Below are 23,910 nucleotides of genomic sequence, written 5' to 3'. Positions count from 1 at the left end.
CGCATGCCCTATCGACTAGAAAAGGGGACACCATGCACCACTCCGCACTGACCTTGGCTGACCAGCAACAACGCTCGTCGGCCCGCACCGCCGGGCTGGCGATCGCCGCCGCCACGATATTGTCGACCATCTTTGTCGCACTGGACCAGGGCGCTTCAGGCACGACGCCGCAGGAGATCATGGCCAGCATGGTGGCGATGCGGCCGATGAAATCGCTGGTGCACACGGTGGCGATTGCCAGCGTGCTGGCCTACGCTTTCGGCTATGCCTGCCTCGCGGCCCGGCTGGATCTGCGGCGGCCGCTGGTGCTGGCCAGTTTGACGACCTATCTGATCGGCTGCGTGGCGATGATAGGCGCGACCACGCTCGACGGTTTTGTCAGCGGCGACCTGGCCGCGATGTTCGCCGGGGCCTCGCCCGACAGTATCAAACAGGGCTACAACATGATCGCCTTCACCGGCGTGGCGTTGACCGATTTGGCGCGGGTGGGCTGGGTGCTGCAAGCGGCGGCCGGAATCGGGTGGTCGCTGGTGTTGCTGGGTGGACGCGGCCTGCAGCGCGGCGTGGGGTTGCTCGGGCTGTTGTCCGGCGCGCTGGTGGTCGGCACCGTGGTTGTGGTTGGCGTCAACATGAGCCTTGCGGCCATCCTCAGCATCCTGGCGGCACAGGCCGTATGGAATCTGGCGGCGGCGTCTCTACTGGTGCGCAACAAGTTCCTTGCGGCCGTTCATACCGCAGGCGGCGCAGCACTCGCGGCCTGAATCTGACTGATCGCCGCAGGCTATTTGCACGATGGAAGACTTGCCGGCCACCTTGTTGCCGGCAACCAGCGCCAGGTGCAGGCTGGAGAGTTTGCATCGAATCCCAGCCAACGGCCTTTGCTGCAAAGCGAGAAGGGCGGATAATGGCGGATTATTTTGTGCAAAAATTGGAACTTACCCATGGAAATTAAGGTCAACTTTCTCGATAAGCTGCGTCTTGAAGCTAAATTCGATGATTTCACGGTCATCGCCGACCAGCCCATCCGCTACAAGGGCGATGGCTCGGCGCCTGGTCCGTTTGACTATTTTCTGGCCTCGTCGGCCTTGTGCGCCGCTTATTTCGTAAAGTTGTACTGCTCGACGCGCAATATCCCCACCGACAACATCCGCCTGTCGCAAAACAATATTGTTGATCCGGAAAATCGCTACCAGCAGATTTTCAAGATCCAGGTTGAGTTGCCGAGCGATATCTCCGACAAGGACCGCGAAGGCATCTTGCGTTCCATCGACCGTTGCACGGTGAAAAAAGTGGTGCAGGCCGGCCCCGAGTTTGTGATTGAATCGGTGGAGAACCTGGACGCCGATGCCCAGGCCTTGCTGATGCTGAACCCGGCTTCGGAAGCGAGCACCTATATTGCGGGCAAGGATTTGCCGTTGGAGCAAACCATCGCCAACATGTCGGGGCTGCTGGCCGGCCTGGGCATCAAGATCGAAATCGCTTCGTGGCGCAACATCGTTCCCAACGTGTGGTCGCTGCACATCCGCGATGCGCACTCGCCGATGTGCTTCACCAACGGCAAGGGCGCGACCAAGGAAAGCGCGCTGGCGTCGGCCTTGGGCGAATATATCGAACGACTGAGCAACAATCACTTCTACGCCGGTGCGTTCTGGGGCGAAGACATCGCCGAAGCGCCGTTTGTGCACTATCCGAACGAGCGCTGGTTCAAGCCTGGCCGCAAAGATGCGCTGCCGGCGGAAATACTGGATCAGTACTGCCTGGATATCTACAATCCGGATGGCGAGTTGCGCGGCTCGCATCTGTACGACACCAATTCCGGCAATGTGGAGCGTGGTATCTGCTCGCTGCCGTATGTGCGGCAGTCGGACGGCGAGGTGGTGTATTTCCCGTCCAACCTGGTTGAAAACCTCTTCGTCAGCAACGGCATGAGCGCCGGCAATACGCTGGTCGAAGCCCAGGTGCAATGCCTGTCGGAGATTTTCGAGCGGGCGGTCAAACGCGAAATCCTGGAAGGCGAGATCGCACTGCCGGATGTGCCGCAGGAAGTGTTGGCGAAATATCCCGGCATTCTGGCCGGCATCAAGGGCTTGGAAGAGCAGGGCTTCCCGGTGCTGGTGAAGGATGCGTCGCTGGGTGGCGAGTACCCGGTGATGTGCGTGACCTTGATGAATCCGCGCACCGGCGGCGTGTTCGCCTCGTTCGGCGCGCACCCGAGCCTGGAAGTGGCGCTGGAACGCAGTCTGACGGAATTGCTGCAAGGCCGTAGTTTTGAAGGCTTGAACGATTTGCCGCGGCCTACCTTTGTCAGCAACGCCGTCACTGAACCAAACAATTTCGTTGAGCACTTCATCGATTCCAGCGGCATCGTCTCGTGGCGCTTCTTCAGCGCCAAGGCCGATTACGAATTTGTCGAGTGGGATTTCTCCGGCCATGGTGAAAATTCCAACGCCGAGGAAGCTGCGACCCTGTTCGGCATACTCGAAGGCATGGGCAAGGAAGTGTACGTGGCCGTGTACGACCAGTTGGGCGCCGCCGCCTGCCGCATCCTGGTGCCTGGCTACTCGGAAGTCTATCCGGTGGAAGACTTGATCTGGGATAACACCAACAAGGCACTGCGCTTCCGCGCCGACGTCCTGAACTTGCATCGCCTGGACGATGCCAGCCTGGAAGCGCTGATCGAGCGTCTGGAGAACAGCGAGCTGGATGAGTACTCCGATATCGCCACCCTGATCGGCGTCGAATTTGACGAGAATACGGTCTGGGGCCAGTTGACGGTGCTGGAGTTGAAGCTGTTGATACAACTCGCTTTGCAGGACTACGAAGCAGCGCAAGAGCTGGTGGAGGCCTTCCTGCAATACAACGACAACACGCTCGATCGCGGACTGTTCTATCAGGCCTTGAACGCGGTGCTGGAGGTGGTCCTGGATGACGACATGGAACTGGACGACTACGTGGTCAACTTCCGCCGCATGTTTGGCGATGCACGCATGGACGCGGTGATCGGCTCGGTGGATGGCAGCGTGCGCTTCTTCGGCTTGACGCCGACCAGCATGAAGCTGGAAGGGCTCGACAGGCACCAGCGCCTGATCGACAGCTACAAAAAACTGCACGTGGCGCGGGCCAAGGCGAACCCAACGGGCACGCGATAGCGCCAGGCTGCGTCGCAAAAAAGCAACTTCCACATTGTACGTCGCGCCGGCCGGTTTGCAGAGGACAGACCGGCCCCGGCTACTTGCATTGTGTTTATTGGAGAGAATCTCACCAAATTTCTGCGGCACAATAAGTTCTGCCGTCGCGCATTGGAGAGATCATGATCCGTTTCTTGAACAATCTGCTGTTGTGGAAGAAGTTCGCCATCCTTGCCGCATTTGGCGCCGCGCTCGTCACTGTGCCTTCCTTTCTGTATGTGCGCGACTCGTACAAGACGCTCGACGCCGCGCGCACGGAAACGCGGGGTACCGGTCCGTCGCGTGCGCTGCTACGGGTGATGCAGCTTACCCAGCAGCACCGCGGCCTGGCGGCGCTGGTGCTGGCCGGCCGCGACGACAAGGCGGGCGAGCAAAGCAACAAGCAGACGGAGACGGAGCGCGCCTTCCAGAGCGCCGCCAAGCTGCTCAAGGACACGGTCCAGGATGCGGCGGTGCTGGCGGCGTGGAACGAGGCGCAAGTCCATTGGAAAGCCTTGAGCGGCGAAATCACGGCGCGCGGCATCAGCGGCAAGGACAGCACTGCCAGCCACACTGTGCTGGTCAGCCAGGTCATGGCGGTGCTCGACCTGACGGCGGACCATTTCGGCCTGACGCTCGATCCCGACGTGGACAGCTATTACCTGATCTTCGGCGCGCTTTACCATCTGCCCGGCCTGGCCGAAGACCTCGGCCGCATGCGGGCGCGCGGCGCCGGCTTCCTGGCGCAGCATGCGATCGAACCGCAGGAACGCACCGGCATGTCCAATCTGCTGGACCGCGCCAACGAACACTATGCCAGCATGACGGCGGCGTTCACCAAGGCCGGCGCCGCCAACCCGGCCTTGCGGGAGCAGCTGCAAAAGATCGCCGACGACAGCCTGGCCGAAGCGAGGCAGGCCATGCAGCTGGCCGAGGCGCAGGTGATCAAGGCGGACAAGCTCAATTATTCGGGCCCCGATTACGTCAGCGCCTTCACGCGCGCGATCGATATCCAGTTCAAGCTGGTCGATGCGGCCATGACCGAGCTGGATAAGTTGCTGGTCGAACGGGCCAACCGCTTGAGCAACGCCATGTACACGCTGCTGGCCCTGGTCACCGCGATGTCGGTGCTGGCCGGCTGGATCGGCTACCTGATCACCGTCTCGATCACCCGGCCGCTGAAGCAAACCGCCGGCGCGGCCGACGCCATCGCCCAGGGCAACTTCGATGTGCGGATCACCGCCGACCGCCGCGACGAGATCGGCCAGACCCTGCACGCGATCGACAACATGACCGACAAGCTGCGCAGCAGCATCGGTGACGTGGTGCGCGTGATGGGTGCGGTGTCCGAGGGCGACCTCACCGAACGCATCGACAAGACTTACGAAGGCGCGTTCGGCCAGCTGAAGGAGTACACCAACAACAGCGTGGACCGGCTGTCCCAGGTGGTCCACGAAGTCAACGGCGCCGCCGATGCGCTGGCGCGGGCCTCGGAGCAGGTCAGCGCGACGGCGCAGTCGCTGTCGCAGGCGTCGAGCGAACAGGCCGCCGGCGTCGAGGAAACCAGCGCCTCGATCGAACAGATGACCGCCTCGATCGCGCAAAACACCGAGAATGCCAAGGTCACCGACGGCATGGCCAGCAAGGCGTCGAGCGAGGCGAACGAGGGCGGCGAGGCGGTCCGGGCGACGGTCAGCGCGATGAACCAGATCGCCGCCAAGATCGGCATCATCGACGACATCGCCTACCAGACCAATCTGCTGGCGCTGAACGCGGCGATCGAAGCGGCCCGCGCCGGCGAGCACGGCAAGGGCTTCGCGGTGGTGGCGGCCGAGGTCCGGAAGCTGGCCGAGCGCAGCCAGGTGGCGGCGCAGGAAATCGGCGAAGTGGCCGGCAGCAGCGTGCAGCTGGCGGAAAAAGCCGGCCGGCTGCTCGACCAGATGGTGCCGAATATCCGCAAGACTTCGGACCTGGTACAGGAAATCACGGCCGCATCGGAAGAGCAGACCGCGGGCGTGGGGCAGATCAATGCGGCGGTCAGCCAGTTGAGCCAGACCACCCAGCAAAACGCGGCCAGTTCGGAAGAGCTGGCGGCCACCGCCGAAGAAATGAGCGGCCAGGCCGAACAGCTGCAGCAGCTGATGGCCTTCTTCCGCCTTCACCGGGCCGCCGCCAAGCCGGCGGCGCAGGCGCGGCCCGACCCGGTGGTGCGCATGATGTCCAAGTCGCCGGCGCCGATCAAGTTGCATGGCCTGCGGCCGCAGTACAAGCAGTCATATGCGGGCGAGGCGGAACCGGACGAAGCGCAGTTCACGGCGTTCTGAACGCACGGGAAGTTCATGCTGACAGGCCGGCTTGCAGGCGTCCGGTATCGCTGCCGCATGACTGGCCAACGGCCCGCCTAGCGACACGCCGGCAACGGCACCTCCAGCGGTGCGCTGCCAGCCACCGCGCGCACGCCCGCGCTGCCAGGCGTCGTCGCGCAGCGCACGATAAAGACTTGCTCGCGGCGCAAGCCTGGGAAGCCGCCTTGCCACGGTGCGATAAGCAGTTTCTGGCGGGACTGGTCCCACGTGAAGAGGCGGGTCGCGTGTTCGCCACGGACATAGCCTTGGCCATCGCCGGCGTCGTCGTACAGTTCGAAACTGCCGTCGCGGCCGGGGTAGACGCGCAACTCGACAGGCTGGTCGCTCTTTTCGTCGGCATACTGGGTGACTGGCCCCAGCGGCAAGATGCTGCCCGCGCGGGCAAATAGCGGAATGGTTGCGATATCGGCCTTGACGGCGACCACCTTGCCGCCCGCGTAGCGCTTGCCGCTCCAGAAATCGAACCAGTCGCTCTTCGCCGGCAGGTAGACGGTACGCATCTGCGTGTTCGGCGACGTCACGGGCGCGACCATCAGCGCCTTGCCGAACATGTACTGGTCGGCCGCGGCGACGGCTTGGGCGTCCATGCGGAAGTCCATCGCCAACGCGCGCATCATGGTGCCGTTGCGGCTGGTGACATCCCACGATGCCGAATAGATGTACGGCAGCAGCCGGTAGCGCAGGCGCGTCATGTCGCGCAGGATCTTCTGGGTGGGCGGGCTGAAGCGCCAGATCTCCTTCGGGTCCCCCGTGCCGTGCACACGGAACATCGGGTTGAACGCGCCAAACTGGTACCAGCGCGTGTACAGCTCGGCGTAATCGGGATCGGCAGGATTCCCGCCGAAGAAACCGCCGATGTCGGCCGACCAGTAGGGTATGCCGCTCAGCGTGAAGTTCAGCGCGGCCGGGACTTGCGCGCGCAGCACGTCCCAGGTGCCCATGGTGTCGCCGGACCAGGTGATCGCCGCGTTGCGCTGCTGGCCGCTGTAGGCCGAGCGCGTGAGGATCAAGGGGCGCTTGGCGGGCGCGTCTTTCGCCGAGCCTTCGAAGACGGCTGTCGTGTGCAGCAAGGGGTAGGCGTTGTACACTTCGGCGCCCGGTCCGGCCGCCGTGGCGACGTCGCGCATCTGGCCCCACCAGCCGCCCAATTCCGCCTCGCTGGCATCGAGCCACCAGCCGTCCCAACCGGCCTGGCCGAGCGTCCGGCTAATCTGATCCCAATACAACTGGCGGCCCTGGGGCGCATAGGCGTCGTACCAGCGGCCCTGGCCTGCGGGGTAGACGTTGTTGTACAACGGCGAATACAAGGACCCGGCCGCCTCCAGCGCAGCCGCGTTACGGGTGCCGGCGTCGAATCTGGGCCAAACAGAAATGATGGCGTGCACATGCTGCGCGTGCAGCTTGTCGAGCATGGCTTTTGGCGCTGGATAGCGCGCCGGATCCATCTCGTGCTCGCCCCACGAGCCCGGCTTCCAGTATTGCCAGTCCTGGACGACCGCGTCCAATGGCACCTGCATCTCGCGGTAGCGCGCCGCGACCTCCAGCAACTCGGCCTGGGTGGCGTAATGCTCCTTCGACTGCCACAGGCCCCAGGTCCAGCGCGCCATCAGGGGCGCGCTTCCGGTCAGTTGGCGGTAGCCGGCAATCACCTCGTCCAGTTCCGGACCGAGGATGAAATGGTAGTCGACGCCTTGTCCGGCCTCGGAGCGGATAGACAGGGCGTACGGACCGGCCGGCAGGTCGGCATCGACTTGGGTGACAGACGCATTGTTCCACAAGATGCCGAAGCCTTCCGGGGTCACCAGCATCGGCACGGCGACGTCGCGGTTTGCCTGCTGCAGGCGTACCGATATGCCGCGGTAGTCGAGTTTTCCGTTTTGGTGCTGCCCCAGCCCGAAGACCGGACCGGTATAGTTGAATCCCTGCACGATGCCGGATTTCGAAATGTCACGCCCGGCTTCTGCCAATAACTGCTTTCCGCGCGCATCGTAGAAGCTGACGGCGCCGCCGGCCTTCGTCACGCGGACCTGCAGGGCCGGCGTCGCCAACTGGTAGTAGTCCGGTGTTTCCATGGTGGACCAGTTCACCTTGACTGGGCGGGCGATGACGGCCGGATTGTAGTTGCCGTCCCATCCCGCCGCCGGCCCGGCCAGCACGTGCACGATACGGTCGGACCATGGCTCGATCCGCACCGCGCCGCGCTCGGTGGTGAGCAGCAGGCCGCGTGCGTCCACCGTCGCGGCCGTAGCGGCCGGTGCGGCGCCGTCCGCGCGGGCAGGCGCCAATGCTGCGCACAGGGATACAAAAGCAAAGGCGACAGCGGCACGCAGGATCTTTTTCATCATCATATCTCTCACATTGAAGTGCGCTCATTCTATCGGGCTGAGCCTTCGTAAGAAATCCATCCGGCCTTCCTTCATCAATAATGTTGGACCAATTGGCAATTTTCATAATTGCTCGGTGAGACGCAACATCGCAGAATGGGCTGATCTAAGACGAGGAATCATGATGGAGACAACACGCATCGCTGCGCCCTTGCTGGCGTTTGCGGTCAGCTGCCTGGGGCTGCCCGCGCAAGGGACTGAACTCGGACTGGCAAGCATATTTTCCGACCACGCTGTTTTGCAGCGCGACCAGACCATCGCCGTCTGGGGTACGGCGCAGGCAGGACGCGACGTGGCGCTGGCGCTGAACCAACAGAGGGCGAGCGTCCGCGCGGATGCGCACGGCAAATGGCGGATCGAGTTGCCGCCACAGCCGGCCGGCGGGCCTTATACGCTGACGGTGACGTCGGACCACCAAACGGTCCGCCGGGCCGACATCCTGCTCGGCGATGTCTACCTGTGTTCGGGCCAGTCCAACATGGAATTCGCCGTGCGCGCATCGACCAATGCCATGGGGGCCACCTATGGGGCGCGCAACGACAGCATCCGCTACCTGAATGTCCAAAAAAACAGCGCGGCGACACCTCAGGAGGAACTCAAGGGGCCGGTCGCTTGGGTGCCCTTGACCGAGGAAACCGTGAGCGATGCCTCCGCCGTCTGCTACTACATGGCGCGCTCGCTGCAGGCCCGCTACAAAATCCCGGTCGGCTTTGTCCACGCCAGCTGGGGCGGAACGACGATCCAGAGCTGGATAGGCGCCGACTCGTTGAGCTCTCTCTCCGGCTACCTGGCCGGGGTCGCCGCCGTCGCGGACTACGGCGCCGATCCGGGCGCAGGCATGCGCGCCGAGGACGCGCGCAGCGATGCGTGGTGGCGCGCGCACGACCCGGACGCGGCCGCGCAGCGCGCTTGGGCCGCGCCGGACTTCGACGATGGCGCGTGGCCGGCGGTCGTGCCGAGCGGGTCGTGGAAGGACAGCGGCCTGGCCGGCTTCAAGGACTTCGACGGCGTGGCCTGGTACCGCACGACCGTCACGCTGACGGAAGCGCAGGCCAGGAAGGCGAATACACTGCACCTGGGGCCGGTCGACACCTATGACACCACCTGGATCAACGGCGTGCGCGTGGGCGGCGCCAGCACGCCGTGGATGTGGCGGGACTATGCCGTGCCTGCCGGGGTGTTCAGGCCGGGCCGCAACGCGATCTCCATGCGCGTGCTGAGCGGCGGCAGGGGAGGCGGCCTGTCGGGCCAGCCGGCCAGCCGCAACATCGGCACGGTGGACGGCCAGGCTATCCCTTTGCCCGCCGCCTGGAAAATCCGGCGCGGCAGCGCATTGAGCGGCCTGGCCGTTCCGCCCGCGCCGTGGGACGTACCGACCAGCCTCACCACCCTGTACAACGGCATGCTCGCTCCGCTGGTCGGCTATAAATTCAAGCTGGTGGCCTGGTACCAAGGGGAGGCGAATGCCGGCGCGGCACAGGAATACCGCACGCTGCTGCCGATGCTGATGCGCGACTGGCGGCAGCGCTTCGGCCAGCCCGCGCTGCCCTTCCTGATCGTGCAGCTGCCGTCGTTCGGCTCGGCGGCAAAGACGCCCGGCCAGTCCGATTGGGCCGAGCTGCGTAACGCCCAGGCCGAAGCGGTCGCCCACGACGCCCATGCGGGGCTCGCCGTCACACTCGACGTCGGCGACCGCTTCGACATCCATCCGACGCAGAAGACGATCGTCGGCGAACGTTTGGCGCAGGTTGCGCGGGCAGTGGCGTACGGCGAACAGACGGTGCCTGCCAGGCCGTATCCGGCGTCGGCGCGGCGCAGCGGCAAGGACATCGTCATCGCCTTCCGCGACACCGGCGGCGGCCTGGCGACGTATTCGTCCGACCGCGCCATCGGTTTCGAAGTGTGCGCGGGCAGGGCATGCCGCTATGCCGATGCGCGCGTGGACGGCGACAGCGTGGTGCTGCCGGGCGCCGGCTCGGCCGACGTCACGGGCGTGCGCCATGCCTGGGCCGATGCGCCGTTCGTCAATCTGTTCAGCGGCGACGGCCAGCCGGTCGCGACGTTCCAGCTCAACATAACACCATCAAATTAAGCCGAGACTCTCATGCAAGCATACCCGCCCTTACACCGACGCCCTCGCTTTGCGCTGCTGACCCTGTGGTTCGCGGCGGCCGCATTGCACGCGGCGACTGACCCGCTGGCGCCGACGGCGCGCTGGAGCGCTTATACCGCCGGCCGCGCCTCCACGCCGCCGATGGGTTGGAGCAGCTGGAACGCGTTCGGCACCGATATCGACGAGGCAAAAATACTGGGCTCGGCCGACCGCATCGTCGCCAGCGGGCTGGCTGCCGCTGGCTATCGCTACATCAATATCGATGACGGCTGGTGGGCGCGCCGGCAGATACCTGACGGCCGCATGGTGATACGGGCCGACCGTTTCCCATCGTCCGTCCTGGGCGGCGCCAGCAGCTTCCGTCCCTTCACCGACAAGCTGCATGCGATGGGGCTCAAGGCAGGCATTTATTCGGATCTGGGCCGCAATACCTGTTCCCAGGCGTATTCCGGCGACGACAGCGAGCTCCCCAAGGGCAGCGTACCCGAGCGCGAAGTCGGCCTTTACGGCCATATTGATCAGGACATCGCGCTCTATTTCAGTGACTGGGGCTTCGACTTCATCAAGGTCGACGGTTGCGGCCTGCGCGCCTATGGCGCCGACAGCCCGAAAGTGCGCTCCGGCCAATACCGCGCGTTGACGCAGCAGCTGGACCTGGAATCGGTAAGCCGTTCCAATATTCCGGCGGTGCAGGCGGAATTTGCACAGATTAATGCGGCGCTTCGGCATAACAAGCCGGACGGCGACTTCCTGCTGTCGCTATGCGTGTGGGGGGCGGCCGATGTCCGCGCATGGGGCAAAAACTACGGCAACCTCTCGCGCACCAGCGACGACATCCGGCCTTCCTGGGCCCGCATGCTGAGTAATTTCGACAGCGCGGCGCGGCGTGAGCTGTATGCGCATCCCGGCAGCTGGAATGATCCGGACATGCTCTACATCGGCAGCGGCGACTTCGACGCCAACCATCTGGTGGAAGCCAAATCGCACTTTGCGCTCTGGGCTATACTGAACGCGCCACTGATGATAGGGGCCGACCTCAGGACCATGCCACAGCCGCTGATGGACATCGTCGGCAATACCGACATCATCGCGGTCAATCAGGATTCGGCCGGCAACCAAGCCACGCTCGCGTACGACGCCGACGACCTCCAGATCCTGGTCAAGCCGCTGGCATCGGGCCAGAAGGCGGTTGCGATCTTCAACCGCGGACTGGCGCCGATCGAAGTCGACCTGAGCGCAGCGCAGCTGAAGTACCGCGCCGACGCGCCGGTCACGCTGACCGATCTGTGGAGCAAGGAAGCATCCGCATTTACGAATGAGACCAAGCTGCATGTCGCGCCGCGCGAGACCCGCATCTTTCGTGCCGACGGTGCGCGCTCGCTGGCGCAGGGCGTCTATCTTTCTGAACAGCCAGGCAGCGTGAACCCGGCCGTCGATGGCGTGACCCGGCCGCAGGCCGATCCCACGATCTTCCGCTCGTCGGCCGGTTGGAGCGGGACCAAGGGAGCGGGTGAGCGCCCCATGTATGCCGGCTGGGGTGGCGCACGCGCCGACAGCACCCCCTTTGGCCAGACGCTGCGGATTGGCGGCACCTCATACGCCGCTGGCATCGGCATTTTGGCGAATTCCCGTCTGGAGGTGCGCAATCGTGGTTATCGCCGCCTGAGCACTCTGGTGGGGGTCGACGACTCCGCGACAGATCATACGCATGGCGTCACATTCATGATTTACGGCGACGGCAAGCTCCTGGCGAAGAGCAAGCCCTTGCGCTGGGGCCAGCCGGCGCAGGCACTGAGCGCGGAACTGGGCCGCGCCAAGCTGATCGAGCTGGTGGCGCGCAGCACGGCAAGCGTCGATGAGCAGTTGCCGGTCAGCTGGGGCGATGCCGCACTGTTATCGCATGAGATCGAATCCGGCACGCTGAACGGCGCGAAATAAAAACGATCGGCGTATCAAACAGATGCGCCTACGACGGGGTGTTCCTGGATGCGCATCGCATCATCATGCAGAGCGAATTCCCGCGCCTTGGCGCCGCCGTCGCTTTCTGCGATCAGTCGGGCTAACGGGCCTAGAAAATCACGAAACTCTTCGCTTGTGCAGGTGGGGAGATAGGTATTGAGCACACGTGGATCGTAATAGCGAAAGGCAAGCAGCTTCCCGTCTTCCGTCTGAACCCGCAGGAACTTCTTGAGATGAAGGCGCTGCTCGGCCAGCGCGATGTCAGCCTTGGCAATGGTGAAGATTCCCCATGCCTTGCCCCAACCGCGCTTCAGCAGTTCGGTGGTCGCCGGCGAGCCTGGGGGCAAATGCACGAGATAGGGGGCTGCCGCCTGTAGCCGGGGGTGCAGCTGCCCCGAGAACAGGCAGGCATGCTCCAAGCCGCTGGAACGAACCAGCTTTGCAATGTCGGGATCGCGTGCGCCATCGAGCAGCCAATGCACGTGCCAGCCTTCCGGTTCGGTGTCATCCGCCCAAAGCGTATTGATCAGGGGTTGCAGCGTGGCCTCATTCATTGGATGACTCCTGAGTTTTTCGCATTTTCTCGCATATCTCGCAGAATGGCGTTCCATTGCGCGCAGCCTGTTCCAAGGTTTCAGCCTGCGCGACCTGATTGGCGGCGGCTTCCGTCGACTGCTGGGCAGCCTGGCGCGCTGCTTCGCAGATCTCGCAAAACGGCGTTCCATCCTTGGCGGCCTCCTCGAGAACTTCCGCTTGCGCTATCTGGTCGGCATCGGATGCCGACTCTTCCGGCTCCGCTATTGGAGCCGTGTTGCTGGCCTCCGTTGTTACCGTGCTTGCAGGCGGCGCCGTCGACGACGCCTGGGCGGAAGGGGATGCCGTGTCGCTGAGCAGGGGGAGGGCGGCCACGGCCGCATCGGCCGCATCGGTCGTAGCGGCAGACGTTGGACCGACCAGCCTGCCGGGAGCGCCACGCTGGCGGTGTTCTTCTATCACCACCACAGCGCCCGTGGCCATGCGCCGCGCAAGTGCGTGCTGCCATCCGTCCACGCCCGAATGCGCGCCGGCCAACGACTGGCCGGAACGCTGCAATATCCATTTCAGTTCGGCGCGAGCATCCGGCTTGCCTAGCCAGTAACGCAAATAATTGAGCGCCTCGTCCGACGATGAAAAGCGCCGCCGCACGCCCATGGCCTGCGCGTGCCCCGATCCGCTGTTTTGGAATGCTGCATGCCCAGCCGACCCATCCGACTGGTAGAACAAGACACGTGCAGGATGGCGCCAAAGGTTCGCCAGGGGATGCAACATAGGTTAGGGCCACATGGATAGATGGCCCAACCATATCACGGCGACGATGCCGGCGGCAACTGAGGCATGACGGTGGAAAGCCAGCAGAGCACCTGCAGGCCTTTTACCTCCAGGGTGTTCTGGTTCAGCGTCGAATCGCGGATGTCGAAGAACCCCAGCGCGGTTGCCTGGCCCAGATTCTGCCGGTCGTCGTTGGACCAGTTGGCGGTGATCTTGAGATCGCGGATCACGATGAACGATGTCGGCAGCAAAGGGAACATGCCGGGATTGTCGAGGCCGGAACCGTTGGAATATTCGCCGGCCTTGGTGCCGTACATGTACCAGTTTTTCATCTTCAGCAGCGCCAGCTTGAACCAGCCGCGATCGATGTTGACCCGGCAGTACCTGAACGAGATGCTGAAGTTGTCGCTGGTGCCGGCGGGCTTGGTGGGCAGCTCTTCGTTGATCAGACTCGTCAGATGGAAACGGTTGGCCAGATCGATGTGGCCAAGGTTGAGCTGTTTCCGTGTCAGGTCCAGCGTCTGGATCTGGTCGGCCAGCTTGTAGCGGCCGTAGGAACTCTGCGGCATGATCTTATGGTCAAACAGCGTTTGCGCCTTCACCCTGGCAAGGTTGGCCGCAAACGCCGGGGTATTGGTGAGCGTCGCGTTGACGTGCAGCGGTACGGCAAGGTGCGCCGCGGCCGGCATCGTCTTGAGCGCAGCGGCGGCTTGCAGATTCAAGGGCTTGTGCAGCACGACGAACGGCGCCGCCGGCCTGAGCTGCGCGGGTTGCTGTATTTTCGCCACCATTTGCCTCACACTCAGCTTGACCGTATCGGCTTTCACCGTGTCGTGTGGCGGAAGCTTCCATACGCCCCGATTGACCAGCGTGGGGCCGCCGAACTTGACGAAGCGCGAGTCCGGCGCAGCAGGCTTGACGGCGCCCGACTGCATATCGAAGCTCGGCCAGGATTGCGCGGCGGCTTCGTCGTACCAATTGGCCGGCGTCGCAAGACAAGGGTAGTAGAACGAATTGGGATCGCTGGAACTGCCGGTCCTGGCCTGCAGGAATTCGTACTGCGAATCGCCGAACAGCTTGAACATCGGATTGGCGCCGACGTCGTCAGGACCGGCGCCGACCGGGATGGCGCCGGTGACAAGAATTTCGTACAGATCGTCCACCTCCAGCCCGGAGTTCTGGAAGTAGGCTTTGGTGAGCGTGGGTGCGATATTGGCAAGGTGCGAGAACGTCTCCTTGGCCACTTGCGGATCGTAGGGGCCGTTCGGCGCATCGGCCGGCTTGAAGTCTTGCGGAGACAGGGAGAATCCAGGCCATGCCATCTGCATGGCGATGGAAGGATCGGCGTCGGTGACGTTGAGCAGTTTGGACAGCTCGTTGTACACCGATCCGATGAAGTCGACGGTATTGGACATGGCGCCTCCCTTGCTCGAAGTATCGTGTCAACAGGGCGGCTCCCCAGTGGAGCCGCCCTCGGTGGTTTCAGGCCGCGCAGGCCATCAGGCAGGTGGGGAGTAGGGGACCACTTGACTGATAAAGCCGATGATCTGCACGCCCGGCACCGTGATCGTTCCGGCCGCCATGGCCGACGTGAACTTCTGGTTGGTACTCGAATGCGCATAGCTGCCGGAGATCGAGAACGGTCCGATACCGAAGCCGCCGCCACCACTGGTCTTGGACGTCATCAAGTCCCAATCCGCCTTGGCCCAATTGGCGGAAATTTTCAACTTGCGCACGACCACAAAGGACGTGGGTATCAGCGGCATCAGCTCGCCGTCCTGATGCGCCTTGGTGCCGTTGGACAGCACGCCTTTCTTGTACAGATTGCCCAGGTCCCAACCCTTGGTGGACAGCAGGCTCGCTTCGAACCAAGGGCGCCGGATCGTCACCAGCGTGTACTCGAAGCTAACGCGCAGGCCGTTGGTTTCGGAACTGGCTTGCTGATGCGAATCGGCATGCCCGGCCGAGCCGCCTATGCTGAACAAGCCCAGGCTGAAGCCGGCCGATCCGCCGTAGGACGTGTAATCGGACGAGGAACTGTTCGCCACGCTGCTCGAGGCCGAATCGAAGGTGGTCCAGCCACTGGTGGTGCTGGAACTGCTGTACCAGTCGGAAGGCAGCAGCGAAACCCGGTAGACCTTGGGCGACAGGCCGGTGCCGGTGTCGTTCAGCACCACGCCATAGCCTTCGAACAGATCCTGCGCATGTTTCCATGCCAGTTGCAACGCGTTCTGAACGGAGGTGGTCTTGATCGCCAGGTTCTGCTCGACCTTGCTGGCGTCTTCGGCGCGCCAGCGATCATACGAGGTCTTCACAGGAATTTGCAGCGTGGATGCGACCATCGGCCAGGTGTTTTTGCCGGTGGCGGTTTTCTGCGCTTCCAGGAACGCGCCGATGTAGGCGATGCGGGCGTTGTTGTAGGCGGCCTGGTTGTCCAGGTAGTCGCGATAGACCTGCGATTCGATCTTCTTCTGGGTCACTTCGCCGGTATCCGGATCGGTCAGGGAGACCATGCGGAACAGGTAGTTTTCGGCGTCGTTCAGCTGCTTTTCCACTGCGGGGTTAGGCGGTTGCGCAGGAATGTGGACGCCGTCGAGCATCTGCTTGTACATGCCGCTGATCTTGCGGGTGCTATCCGTGTAGAGCGCCGACATCTTGGGCGCGACGTCGACCAGCTCGCTGGTGTTGATGGCGGCATCCTGGCTGCCGCCGCTGTTGCCAGGGGTCCAGGGATTGCGGAAATCGGCGGAATTGATCGCCAGGCCAGGCTTCATCATCGACAGCACGGTGCTCGACGCTTGCAACACCGGCTTGCCGCCGGGCTCGGCTTGCGTGACGGAATTGAAGATGTTGTCGAAGATATTTTGGATGAGTTTTGATACTTCTGCTTGTGTCATGTTAACGCTCCTTTTGGAAGATGCAACAACAAGACTTGCCGCGTTGCGCGCATGCGCGATGCCGATCGTGTTGAGGGCCGCTGTTTGGATTCAAATTGAAAGTAGACCAGTCACCATAAGGGTCGCTTTCAAACTAACGGCGCGATTGAAGTACGGAAATGACGTGGTGGTGTGAACAATATAGTCGGCAAAAAATGCCAGATGTACGTACTTTGTCACAGGGGTGGGACTAGCATTTTAGAGGTCGAATGTTCGGCTTGGGCTCCGTGCGCGCTCAACTTGTAAACGTGGATTATTTCGCATAATTTATATTATGTAAAATGACTGTTCGGCCTACTACCTCTCCTCAGGCAGTGACGTTCGTTTTCAGAAAAGTGTTCGCCGATTTTGTTCGTTTGCTCGCAGAATTGACCCAGTCCGTTTGACCCGCCTTCCACTGCCTGGCAAACGCTGCCACGCGGTCGTATGACCCTTCATAGCCCAGTTCCTTCAGGTCCTCATGGATCTGCGTAAGCGTCCGCTGAGCGCCGTCTTGAGTGCTGTAGAAAATTAATCGATGATGGCATCACCCCGCTGGGAAGCGGCGTCATCTCAAAGGGCTGCTGGCAGGTTGCAGTTCCAAGGCAAGAAATCATCAACCCGGTTCACGGGATGATCGGCGATATGCGTCAGCACGTGCCGCAACCAGGCTTCGGGGTCGACACCGTTCAGCTTGGCCGTGCCGATCAACGAATAGATCGCGGCGGCTCGTTCGCCACCACTGTCGGCGCCGGCGAAGAGGTAGTTGCGGCGGCCGATGGCGACACCACGCAAGGCGCGCTCGGCAGCCGAGTTATCGATCTCGATGGCGCCGTCGTCGCAGTAGCGCAGCAGTGCCGGCCAGAGTTTGAGCGCGTACAGGATCGCCGCCGCCGTGTCGGACTTGCGGGACAACGTATCGAGCGCGCTACGCAACCAACGCTCCAGGTCATCGAGCAGCGGGCGCGAGCGGGCTCGTCGAACTTCTCTTCGTTCGTAGGGAGGTTTGCCCCGGATCTCGGCCTCAATCACATAAAGTTCGGCGATGCGGCGCAGCGCCTCGGTGGTCAGCGGGGTTGGTCGCGCCGCGTGCAGGTCGTGGAATTTGCGTCGCGCGTGTGCCCAGCAGGCCGCTTCGCGGATCGTGCCGTCTTCGAACAAGGCGTTGAAGCCGGCGTAGGCATCGGCTTGCAGCACGCCCGCGAACTTGGCCAGGTGCGTTTGCGGATGGATACCCTTGCGGTCCGGTGTGTAGGCAAACCAGACGGCTGGCGGCGTGGTGTCGCCAGCTGGCCGGTCATTGCGCACGTAGGTCCATAAACGCGCCGTCTTAGTTTTGCCGTTGCCGGGCGCCAGCACCGGAATCGGGGTGTCGTCGGCATGCAGCTTCGACGCCGCCAGCGCATGGCGTTGGATGGCATCGACCAGCGGCCGTAACAACGCGCTGGCCGCGCCGACCCAGCTCGCCAGCAGCGCGCGATCGAGGTCGACACCTTCGCGGGCGTAGATGACGGACTGGCGGTACAGCGGCAGATGATCGGCGAACTTGGCCACCAGGATGTGCGCCAGCAGACCGGGGCCGGCGATACCGCGCTCGATTGGCCGACTCGGCGCCGGCGCCTGGACGATGGCGTCGCAACAAGAGCACGCCAGCTTGGGGCGGACATGGCGGATCACGCGGAAGCTGGCCGGCACGAACTCCAGTTGCTCCGCCACGTCCTCGCCCAGCGGCCGCAGGCCGCCACCACAGGCCGGACAAGTATCGGCGGTCGGCGCATACACCTTCTCGTCACGCGGCAGATGCTCGGGCAATGGCCTGCGCACCGATTTCTTACGTGGCGCTTGGTCAGCGGCCGGCATCTCGCGCGCCGCCTCGGCCTCGTCGGCCTGCAGGTCTTCCAGTTGCAGCTCGAGCTGCTCGATTTGATGGTCCAGCTTTTCCGACTTGCGGCCGAACTGCATGCGCCGCAATTTGGCGATCTGCAGCTTGAGGTGCTCGATCTCGACGGCGCGCGTGTTCAGTTGTTCGGCCATGCCGGCCAATTGCTCGTCACGCTCTTGCAGCAGGCGCTCGCTGGCTAACAGCAATGCCTTCAAGGCGTCGATATCGTTGGGCAGGTCGGCTGGGCTGAGCATGCGTCAAGTTTACGCGAGCCTTGTGACGTTCACAAGGCCGACGTCGGCTTCCAGGTGCGTTCTGGCCGTCGCCAGTCTATGCCTTCGAGCAGCATTGACAGCTGCGCCTGCGTCAACGCCACCGAGCCGTTGGTCGCTTGCGGCCAGATGAAGCGCCCGCGCTCAAGCCGCTTGGCCAACAGACACAGGCCATCGCCGGTCCACCACTGTAACTTGATGAGGTCGCCGCGTCGCCCTCGGAACACAAACACGTGGCCGCTGAACGGATCTTCCTCCAACGCCGTTTGCACTTTTGCAGCCAGGCCATTGAAGCCGGAGCGCATGTCGGTGATGCCAGCGGCGAGCCAGACACGCGTACCGGTGGGCAGGCCGATCATCGCAGCACCCGGTCCAACACCTGCGCCAATATGGCCGCATTGGGCTGCCCGTCGATCCGAATGCGAACCGTTGCTAAGAACTGCCGCACCTTGGTTCGGAGCTCGGCGCGCCGTTCGTAAAGATGGTCATGTAGGCAAGAACGCGGAACGGTAATGCAGAACCGCTGTCTTACCGTGTTGGCTGCACTGGCGCATGCTGACAAACCATCAATGGAAGGCGCGGCGTTGTGTACGGAATGCGGCAGGGAAAACCAAGCAAATGGAGGCACTATGCAACAATCATTAAACCGCAATATTTCGTGTGCTGTTTTGTTTTCGATCGGGCTCATGCTTTCACCTTCCGGTGGCGCGATTGGCTCAGTGCAACCAAGGGCTGAGCCGCAAGGTCAAGCGAACCGGTCAGTCCAACCGGAAATCGACAAACGTACAGCCGAAATGTCGTTGGAGAAACAGGGACAACTGATCGCCGAGGCTCAATCGGCTGTGGCGGAAACGGAGCGGGCCTTGAGGGCATTGAATGAAAAGAAAAACAGCGAAGCGCTCGATGCGCTCGCGGTTGCGACCGGTAAGCTAGAGTTGATCTTGGCAAGAAATCCGAAGCTCGCCCTGGCGCCCGTGCGCACAGATGTGATCACCCATGATTTGTTTGCCAAGATTGACACGGTAAAGGCCGCCGTGAACGAAGCACGCGATTTGCTCGCCGACGGTGAAATTCAAAAGGCGCGCCAATTGATCGAGGGCCTCGGTAGCGAAATTGAATATCGGACGCTGAACATTCCGCTCGCGACCTATCCTGCCGCAATCAAGAGCATTACGCCGTTGATTGATGCGGGGAAAGTCGACGAGGCGAAAGCGGCACTGCAAACCATGCTCAACACTTTAGTCATTACGACCGAAGTGGTTCCGCTTCCCAAACTCCGCGCGGAGGAGCAGATCAAGGCAGCCCAGGCACTCGCCGACAAAAAAGGGCGCACCAAGGAAGAGGACGATAAACTTGCACAGAGCATCCAAGGGGCCCGCGAGCAGATACGCATGGGGGAGACGCTCGGCTATGGTTCAAAGCAGGATTACAAACCGATGCATCAACAGATTGACGAGATCGAGAAGAGATCGGCGGGGGGCAAATCCAGGCTTGGCTGGGTCGACAAGATCAAACGACAGCTCGCTCAATGGACTGGCAGGTGACGATTTTGCCGCTGTATCGGATCGAGCAGATCGCGGCGCGCCAAGGCTTGTCGTTGGCGCGCTTCACGCTATCCTAGTGGATCGGGTGCATCGGCGCGGCTTGCGTCCGCTGATCGACCGCTTGGCCGAACTGCGCAGGGAACGAAGTTGCCTGCATGTGCCCCTACAGCCAGATCTACTTCATCCTTCCGTTCGCTATCGCTACACAACCTTAAGCGTCGATGGAAAGTGGGACCATCACGAAATGCCTCGATCGACGTTCGACGGCCACAGCAGCAATACCCGGTTCGGGTGTTGTGCACTGACGACGATACGCCTTTGCATAGTCTTGCCGGCCAGGCTGGCCTCGACCGTGTAGCTGCCTGGCTTCAGCTTGGCCAGCAGGAAGGGACCGTCGGAGGTCGTGTTGAGCACTTCACGCCCTTTGGCGTCGCGTACGCTAACAGCGACATCGGCGGCAAATTCCGAACGGTGTTTGTTCGCAACTGCAAACTCGAGCGTCAACGGCCAGCGCCGGCTTTCGGCCTGTAGCGCCGCAGCCTCGTCCTGGCCTATGCCCCCGCTCAGGTAGGCGACCTGACCCGTGTTTTGAACCGGCGGCAAGCTCACGCTGGCGGAGACGCTGCCGGCCGCGGCCAAGCCGAGCGCGCCTGCGATGGCGGCGCGATGCATGACTGACTTCATGGCAAACTCCTTTCATTGAGAAAGTGAAGGGAGCACCCGACAATTGCTACAGGCAATGCTGTGTTGACGTCTCCCTTCACGCCTGATTTAGACAAGTCGGTAGGGCACTCGGTTCCGGCTTCGGGCAAGCGACCTTGGACCGGCAGGCTCACTTCGTCGAGCGCCTTGAACTGGGCGGCTATCTCGCACGTGCCAGCGATCCTCCGCCCGGCAACAAGGTCATCTGGCGCGGCATGCGACGGCGTGTCGACATCCAAATCGGATAGTGCCTGGAATGTGAAAATAGTGGGCAATCACAAGGAGCCTTGTAACGTTTACAAGGCCGACGTCGGCTTCCAGGTGCGTTCTGGCCGTCGCCAGTCTATGCCTTCGAGCAGCATTGACAGCTGCGCCTGCGTCAGCGCCACCGAGCCGTTGGTCGCTTGCGGCCAGATGAAGCGCCCGCGCTCAAGCCGCTTGGCCAACAGACACAGGCCATCGCCGGTCCACCACAGTAACTTGATGAGGTCGCCGCGTCGCCCTCGGAACACAAACACGTGGCCGCTGAACGGATCTTCCTCCAACGCCGTCTGCACTTTTGCAGCCAGGCCATTGAAGCCGGAGCGCATGTCGGTGATGCCAGCGGCGAGCCAGACACGGGTACCGGTGGGCAGGCCGATCATCGCAGCACCCGGTCCAACACCTGCGCCAATATGGCCACATTGGGCTGCCCGTCGATCCGAACGCGAACCTCGCCCAACTCAAGCACGATAATGCCGCTGGCATCGGAGTTGGAATTACTCGGTGCAGGCGCAGTTGGCGCCAGCATCACCGGCAACAGGCCATCGTCTCGCATCAGTGCAGGTACGCCAAGGCGTCCTTGTCGATACAGCCGGCGCCAGCTGAAGACCTGGTTGGCATTGACGCCGTGCTCACGCGCTATGCGCGCGACCGAGGCGCCAGGCTCCAGAGACAACGCCACCAGGGCGCGCTTGAACTCCAACGAATGCTGGCGATAGTGGCCACGTTCATTCGTGGAAATGACCGGTTGAAAATTTGTGTCCATATTCGAAAATTGTGGGCACCAATGCTGTGCCAAAATTTGATCATGGATGACGCTGGTCACGCAGTCCAGACGGCGCTGGAAAGACGCTTACGGATCTGCTTCAAATTGCGTCGCTGCTTACGCGGCTTCGTCGTCTCGGCCTTGAGCCACCCTGATAACTGCACCGAGTATTTGTCTAATCCGCTCATCGATCGCCGCTCCGCATAGGAGGGCTCAGTGGTCTCCGATCGCAGATAGCGTCGGACGGTATTGCGAGAGATATCCAGTCACCTGGCGATTTCTCGAATTGGGATCTGGTCACGAAGGTGCCAGCGTCGAATGATGCCGAGTAAAGCCACGTTGATCACTCCGAACTCCTGCCGATGAGACAGGTGGAATTGTGCTACTAACGTGGGTCAGATTCCGTTGCAAATTCGTGGGGAAGATGGGTCAATTTTCAGTGCAACTCAACATCTTTGACTATTGGGGAGTGCCAGAGGCCCTTGCAGATGCGGTCATCGCCGAGCTTCGCAGTCTGCGGGGTGGACAAGATTAATTGATGAATTAACTTGTCGATCTTGTGCCGGTGAACACCGCACTGATCGCGCGACTGATAATCATCGCAGTACGCAAGCGCCCTTCTCACCTTCACTTCGCTGAAGTTCGCCTTGCGAGGACCGACGCCTTCTTCCTCTTCGAGCACTTTCAGATACTTGTGCTTTCTTTTACGTCCGACTTATAAAGTCCCCCTTGGCCATATCTTCCTGCGCGGTGAAATTATTTGCTGGCTCAGGGCGCAGACGGCGTGATAGTGACGATGACGCGTCGGTAACGCGTCAGCGCCGGACTGCCCTTATCGATAACCTTTACGATGAAGTGGGCGGTCTGCGTCTTGGTTACCATTGGCGCCTGCCCCCAAACGGTATGATGATTTTCCGCGTACCCCAGCTTGATCTCCTCCTTGTAGCTGCCAGCTTCGGGATACTGAAACCACAGGTAGCTCAAGCTATCTCCGTCAGGGTCGGAACTGCCGGCCGCGCTCAGCATGAAGCCCTCGCCGGATTTGACGGTCAGCCGTTCGCCAGGGGTGAGCTTTACTATTGGTGGATGATTAGCTCCCTTGTATGGCTTGGTGGTCCACTCCATTCGAGCAGCGAAATCGTTCTGGAAGTCTTTGCGCCAGCGCCAGATGGTGGTCCTGTACCCAGTGGAGACCTGGTCGTGGGTGCGCACGGTGCGGCCATAGTCGTTGTAGACCATCGGTCTGTAACTATCCACGGCGTTGGTCCAGATGGCATGCGGTTCCTGCGACACGGGTACGTTGCCGGTGAAGCCTTCCGGATTGGTCGTCTCCAACGCTGGCGTGTAGAACTCGTAGCGCCCGCCCCAGCCGCCCCAGTCCGGATGCTCCGGCGCGTTCAGGCCGTTGGGTATCAAGGACAGAAACGATGGCGTATCACCTTCCACGCCAAAAGAAACATCCGGATAGATCGCGCCCAGCGGTCCATGCCCTTGTTGAATATGCGTGGCGATCCAGCTGTTGCTCACTTCCGTGCTGTCGAAGCCGGGCTCGGTCGAATGCATGCCAGTCCACGTGCCGTTGCCATACCCGCCGGGGCTGACGACGTAAAACAGGTGGGGAAACTGGGTGCGTATCCAGATGCCGGTATCGTCCTGATCGGAGATCGTGTAGACGCGCAACTTGCTGACCAGGCGAGCGACCTGCTCTGGCGTCCTGTCGTGGCCGATCCGATACAGCGCTTGAGCAAGCGTATTGGCGCCGCCCCAGACCGAAACCCATAGTGGCCGCGTATCATTTTTCTCCAGGGCCTTGATGATGGCGTCCGATCCAGGCGAGTCCTTGCCGTCGCCGACGCCTTGCATGCCGTAGAGTTGCGAACCGGAGCGCACCACCGCTTTCAGCGCCCCCGCTTTCGGAAACCCCGGTTCGTGCTTCAACAGATGGGGTTGCACTTGGCCGTAGGCGTCGATGATCGCATGGATGGATGCCGGTGCGATACGCGACTTCTGATGCGTAGAGGTCGTGGCGACGAGGCCTTCGATATCGATCTGGTTCGCGTACAGAAGCAAACGCACCAGCGACTGGCTGTCATCGGGATCGGCCTCGATATCGGTGAGGACAATCAGGCGTTGTTTGGGTTCGGCGAAGCCGAGGGCCGGCACGCAAGCCAGTACCGCCGCCAGCATCACCGTGATTGGAAGTAGTCGCATCATCTCTGTATTGAATAGGGGTTGTCTCGTTACTGTCTGCTTGTTATACGATTGTGGGGG

18 protein-coding genes are annotated in these 23,910 nt (G+C 62.1%); 6 read left to right on the top strand and 12 right to left on the bottom strand.

Annotated elements, in window-relative coordinates:
- Positions 1 to 32: 32 nt before the first annotated feature.
- From RUGAMON1_RS19360 to RUGAMON1_RS19350, 3 genes are all read left to right on the top strand, one after another.
- Positions 33 to 761 carry a hypothetical protein gene (locus RUGAMON1_RS19360; RefSeq protein ID WP_445232049.1) on the top strand — a complete coding sequence of 243 codons (729 nt, stop codon included), beginning with the start codon at positions 33 to 35 and terminating at the stop codon, positions 759 to 761.
- 180 nt (positions 762 to 941) lie between these two features.
- Positions 942 to 3,149 (top strand): OsmC domain/YcaO domain-containing protein, encoded by a 2,208-nt coding sequence (locus RUGAMON1_RS19355; RefSeq protein ID WP_445232048.1) that lies wholly within the window; start codon positions 942 to 944, stop codon positions 3,147 to 3,149.
- A 161-nt stretch (positions 3,150 to 3,310) separates the two neighbouring features.
- The gene (locus tag RUGAMON1_RS19350) at positions 3,311 to 5,491 is read left to right on the top strand and encodes a methyl-accepting chemotaxis protein (RefSeq protein WP_445232047.1); all 2,181 of its coding nucleotides are present in this window, start codon (positions 3,311 to 3,313) and stop codon (positions 5,489 to 5,491) included.
- Between the two features lie 77 nt (positions 5,492 to 5,568).
- On the opposite strand, the gene RUGAMON1_RS19345 is transcribed toward RUGAMON1_RS19350, so the two are convergent.
- Positions 5,569 to 7,881 carry a glycoside hydrolase family 31 protein gene (locus tag RUGAMON1_RS19345; protein ID WP_445232046.1) on the bottom strand — a complete coding sequence of 771 codons (2,313 nt, stop codon included), beginning with the start codon at positions 7,879 to 7,881 and terminating at the stop codon, positions 5,569 to 5,571.
- A gap of 157 nt (positions 7,882 to 8,038) precedes the next feature.
- On the opposite strand from RUGAMON1_RS19345, the gene RUGAMON1_RS19340 reads away from it, so the two are divergent.
- Together RUGAMON1_RS19340 and RUGAMON1_RS19335 are read left to right on the top strand one after the other, a co-directional pair.
- Positions 8,039 to 10,009: a sialate O-acetylesterase gene (locus RUGAMON1_RS19340; protein ID WP_445232045.1), complete on the top strand. Its 1,971-nt coding sequence runs from the start codon at positions 8,039 to 8,041 to the stop codon at positions 10,007 to 10,009.
- A 12-nt stretch (positions 10,010 to 10,021) separates the two neighbouring features.
- Complete coding sequence (locus RUGAMON1_RS19335; protein ID WP_445232044.1) at positions 10,022 to 11,968, top strand: NPCBM/NEW2 domain-containing protein; 1,947 nt, start codon at positions 10,022 to 10,024, stop codon at positions 11,966 to 11,968.
- A gap of 14 nt (positions 11,969 to 11,982) precedes the next feature.
- On the opposite strand, the gene RUGAMON1_RS19330 is transcribed toward RUGAMON1_RS19335, so the two are convergent.
- The 6 genes from RUGAMON1_RS19330 to tnpB (RUGAMON1_RS19305) all read right to left on the bottom strand — a co-directional run bounded on the left by RUGAMON1_RS19330 (position 11,983) and on the right by tnpB (RUGAMON1_RS19305) (position 18,725).
- A complete protein-coding gene (locus tag RUGAMON1_RS19330; RefSeq protein WP_445232043.1) occupies positions 11,983 to 12,543 on the bottom strand; it encodes a DUF4123 domain-containing protein in 561 nt (186 codons plus the stop codon).
- On the bottom strand, positions 12,536 to 13,297 hold the full coding sequence (locus tag RUGAMON1_RS19325; RefSeq protein ID WP_445232042.1) for a hypothetical protein: 762 nt from the start codon (positions 13,295 to 13,297) through the stop codon (positions 12,536 to 12,538). Before RUGAMON1_RS19325 ends, RUGAMON1_RS19330 begins: the two co-directional genes overlap by 8 nt.
- A gap of 35 nt (positions 13,298 to 13,332) precedes the next feature.
- Positions 13,333 to 14,712, bottom strand: a complete 1,380-nt coding sequence (locus tag RUGAMON1_RS19320; RefSeq protein WP_445232041.1) for a hypothetical protein — start codon at positions 14,710 to 14,712, stop codon at positions 13,333 to 13,335.
- 84 nt (positions 14,713 to 14,796) lie between these two features.
- Positions 14,797 to 16,194: a hypothetical protein gene (locus RUGAMON1_RS19315; RefSeq protein WP_445232040.1), complete on the bottom strand. Its 1,398-nt coding sequence runs from the start codon at positions 16,192 to 16,194 to the stop codon at positions 14,797 to 14,799.
- 591 nt (positions 16,195 to 16,785) lie between these two features.
- Positions 16,786 to 18,348 (bottom strand): IS66 family transposase, encoded by a 1,563-nt coding sequence (gene tnpC, locus RUGAMON1_RS19310; RefSeq protein ID WP_445232039.1) that lies wholly within the window; start codon positions 18,346 to 18,348, stop codon positions 16,786 to 16,788.
- A gap of 29 nt (positions 18,349 to 18,377) precedes the next feature.
- Complete coding sequence (gene tnpB / locus RUGAMON1_RS19305) at positions 18,378 to 18,725, bottom strand: IS66 family insertion sequence element accessory protein TnpB (protein WP_445232038.1); 348 nt, start codon at positions 18,723 to 18,725, stop codon at positions 18,378 to 18,380.
- Positions 18,726 to 18,878: 153 nt separating this feature from the next.
- On the opposite strand from tnpB (RUGAMON1_RS19305), the gene RUGAMON1_RS19300 reads away from it, so the two are divergent.
- Positions 18,879 to 19,910, top strand: coding sequence for a YfdX family protein (locus RUGAMON1_RS19300; protein ID WP_182153567.1), 1,032 nt, complete (start codon positions 18,879 to 18,881; stop codon positions 19,908 to 19,910).
- A gap of 237 nt (positions 19,911 to 20,147) precedes the next feature.
- Here the strand turns inward: RUGAMON1_RS19300 and RUGAMON1_RS19295 are convergent, their stop codons facing one another.
- From RUGAMON1_RS19295 to RUGAMON1_RS19275, 5 genes are all read right to left on the bottom strand, one after another.
- Positions 20,148 to 20,594: a carboxypeptidase-like regulatory domain-containing protein gene (locus RUGAMON1_RS19295; protein WP_413420061.1), complete on the bottom strand. Its 447-nt coding sequence runs from the start codon at positions 20,592 to 20,594 to the stop codon at positions 20,148 to 20,150.
- A gap of 314 nt (positions 20,595 to 20,908) precedes the next feature.
- A complete protein-coding gene (gene tnpB / locus RUGAMON1_RS19290) occupies positions 20,909 to 21,256 on the bottom strand; it encodes an IS66 family insertion sequence element accessory protein TnpB (protein ID WP_445232037.1) in 348 nt (115 codons plus the stop codon).
- Positions 21,253 to 21,699 (bottom strand): IS66-like element accessory protein TnpA, encoded by a 447-nt coding sequence (tnpA, locus tag RUGAMON1_RS19285; protein ID WP_445232036.1) that lies wholly within the window; start codon positions 21,697 to 21,699, stop codon positions 21,253 to 21,255. Before tnpA ends, tnpB (RUGAMON1_RS19290) begins: the two co-directional genes overlap by 4 nt.
- Positions 21,700 to 22,075: 376 nt before the next feature.
- Positions 22,076 to 22,321 carry a hypothetical protein gene (locus RUGAMON1_RS19280; RefSeq protein ID WP_445232035.1) on the bottom strand — a complete coding sequence of 82 codons (246 nt, stop codon included), beginning with the start codon at positions 22,319 to 22,321 and terminating at the stop codon, positions 22,076 to 22,078.
- Between the two features lie 86 nt (positions 22,322 to 22,407).
- Positions 22,408 to 23,853, bottom strand: a complete 1,446-nt coding sequence (locus RUGAMON1_RS19275; protein WP_445232034.1) for a nucleoside hydrolase-like domain-containing protein — start codon at positions 23,851 to 23,853, stop codon at positions 22,408 to 22,410.
- Positions 23,854 to 23,910: the final 57 nt, after the last annotated feature.

This window comes from Duganella rhizosphaerae, from assembly GCF_040364205.1.
GTDB lineage: Bacteria > Pseudomonadota > Gammaproteobacteria > Burkholderiales > Burkholderiaceae_D > Rugamonas > Rugamonas rhizosphaerae.
Note: the sequence above shows the minus strand (reverse complement) of the source record. Positions and strands in the feature narration are given on the sequence as shown.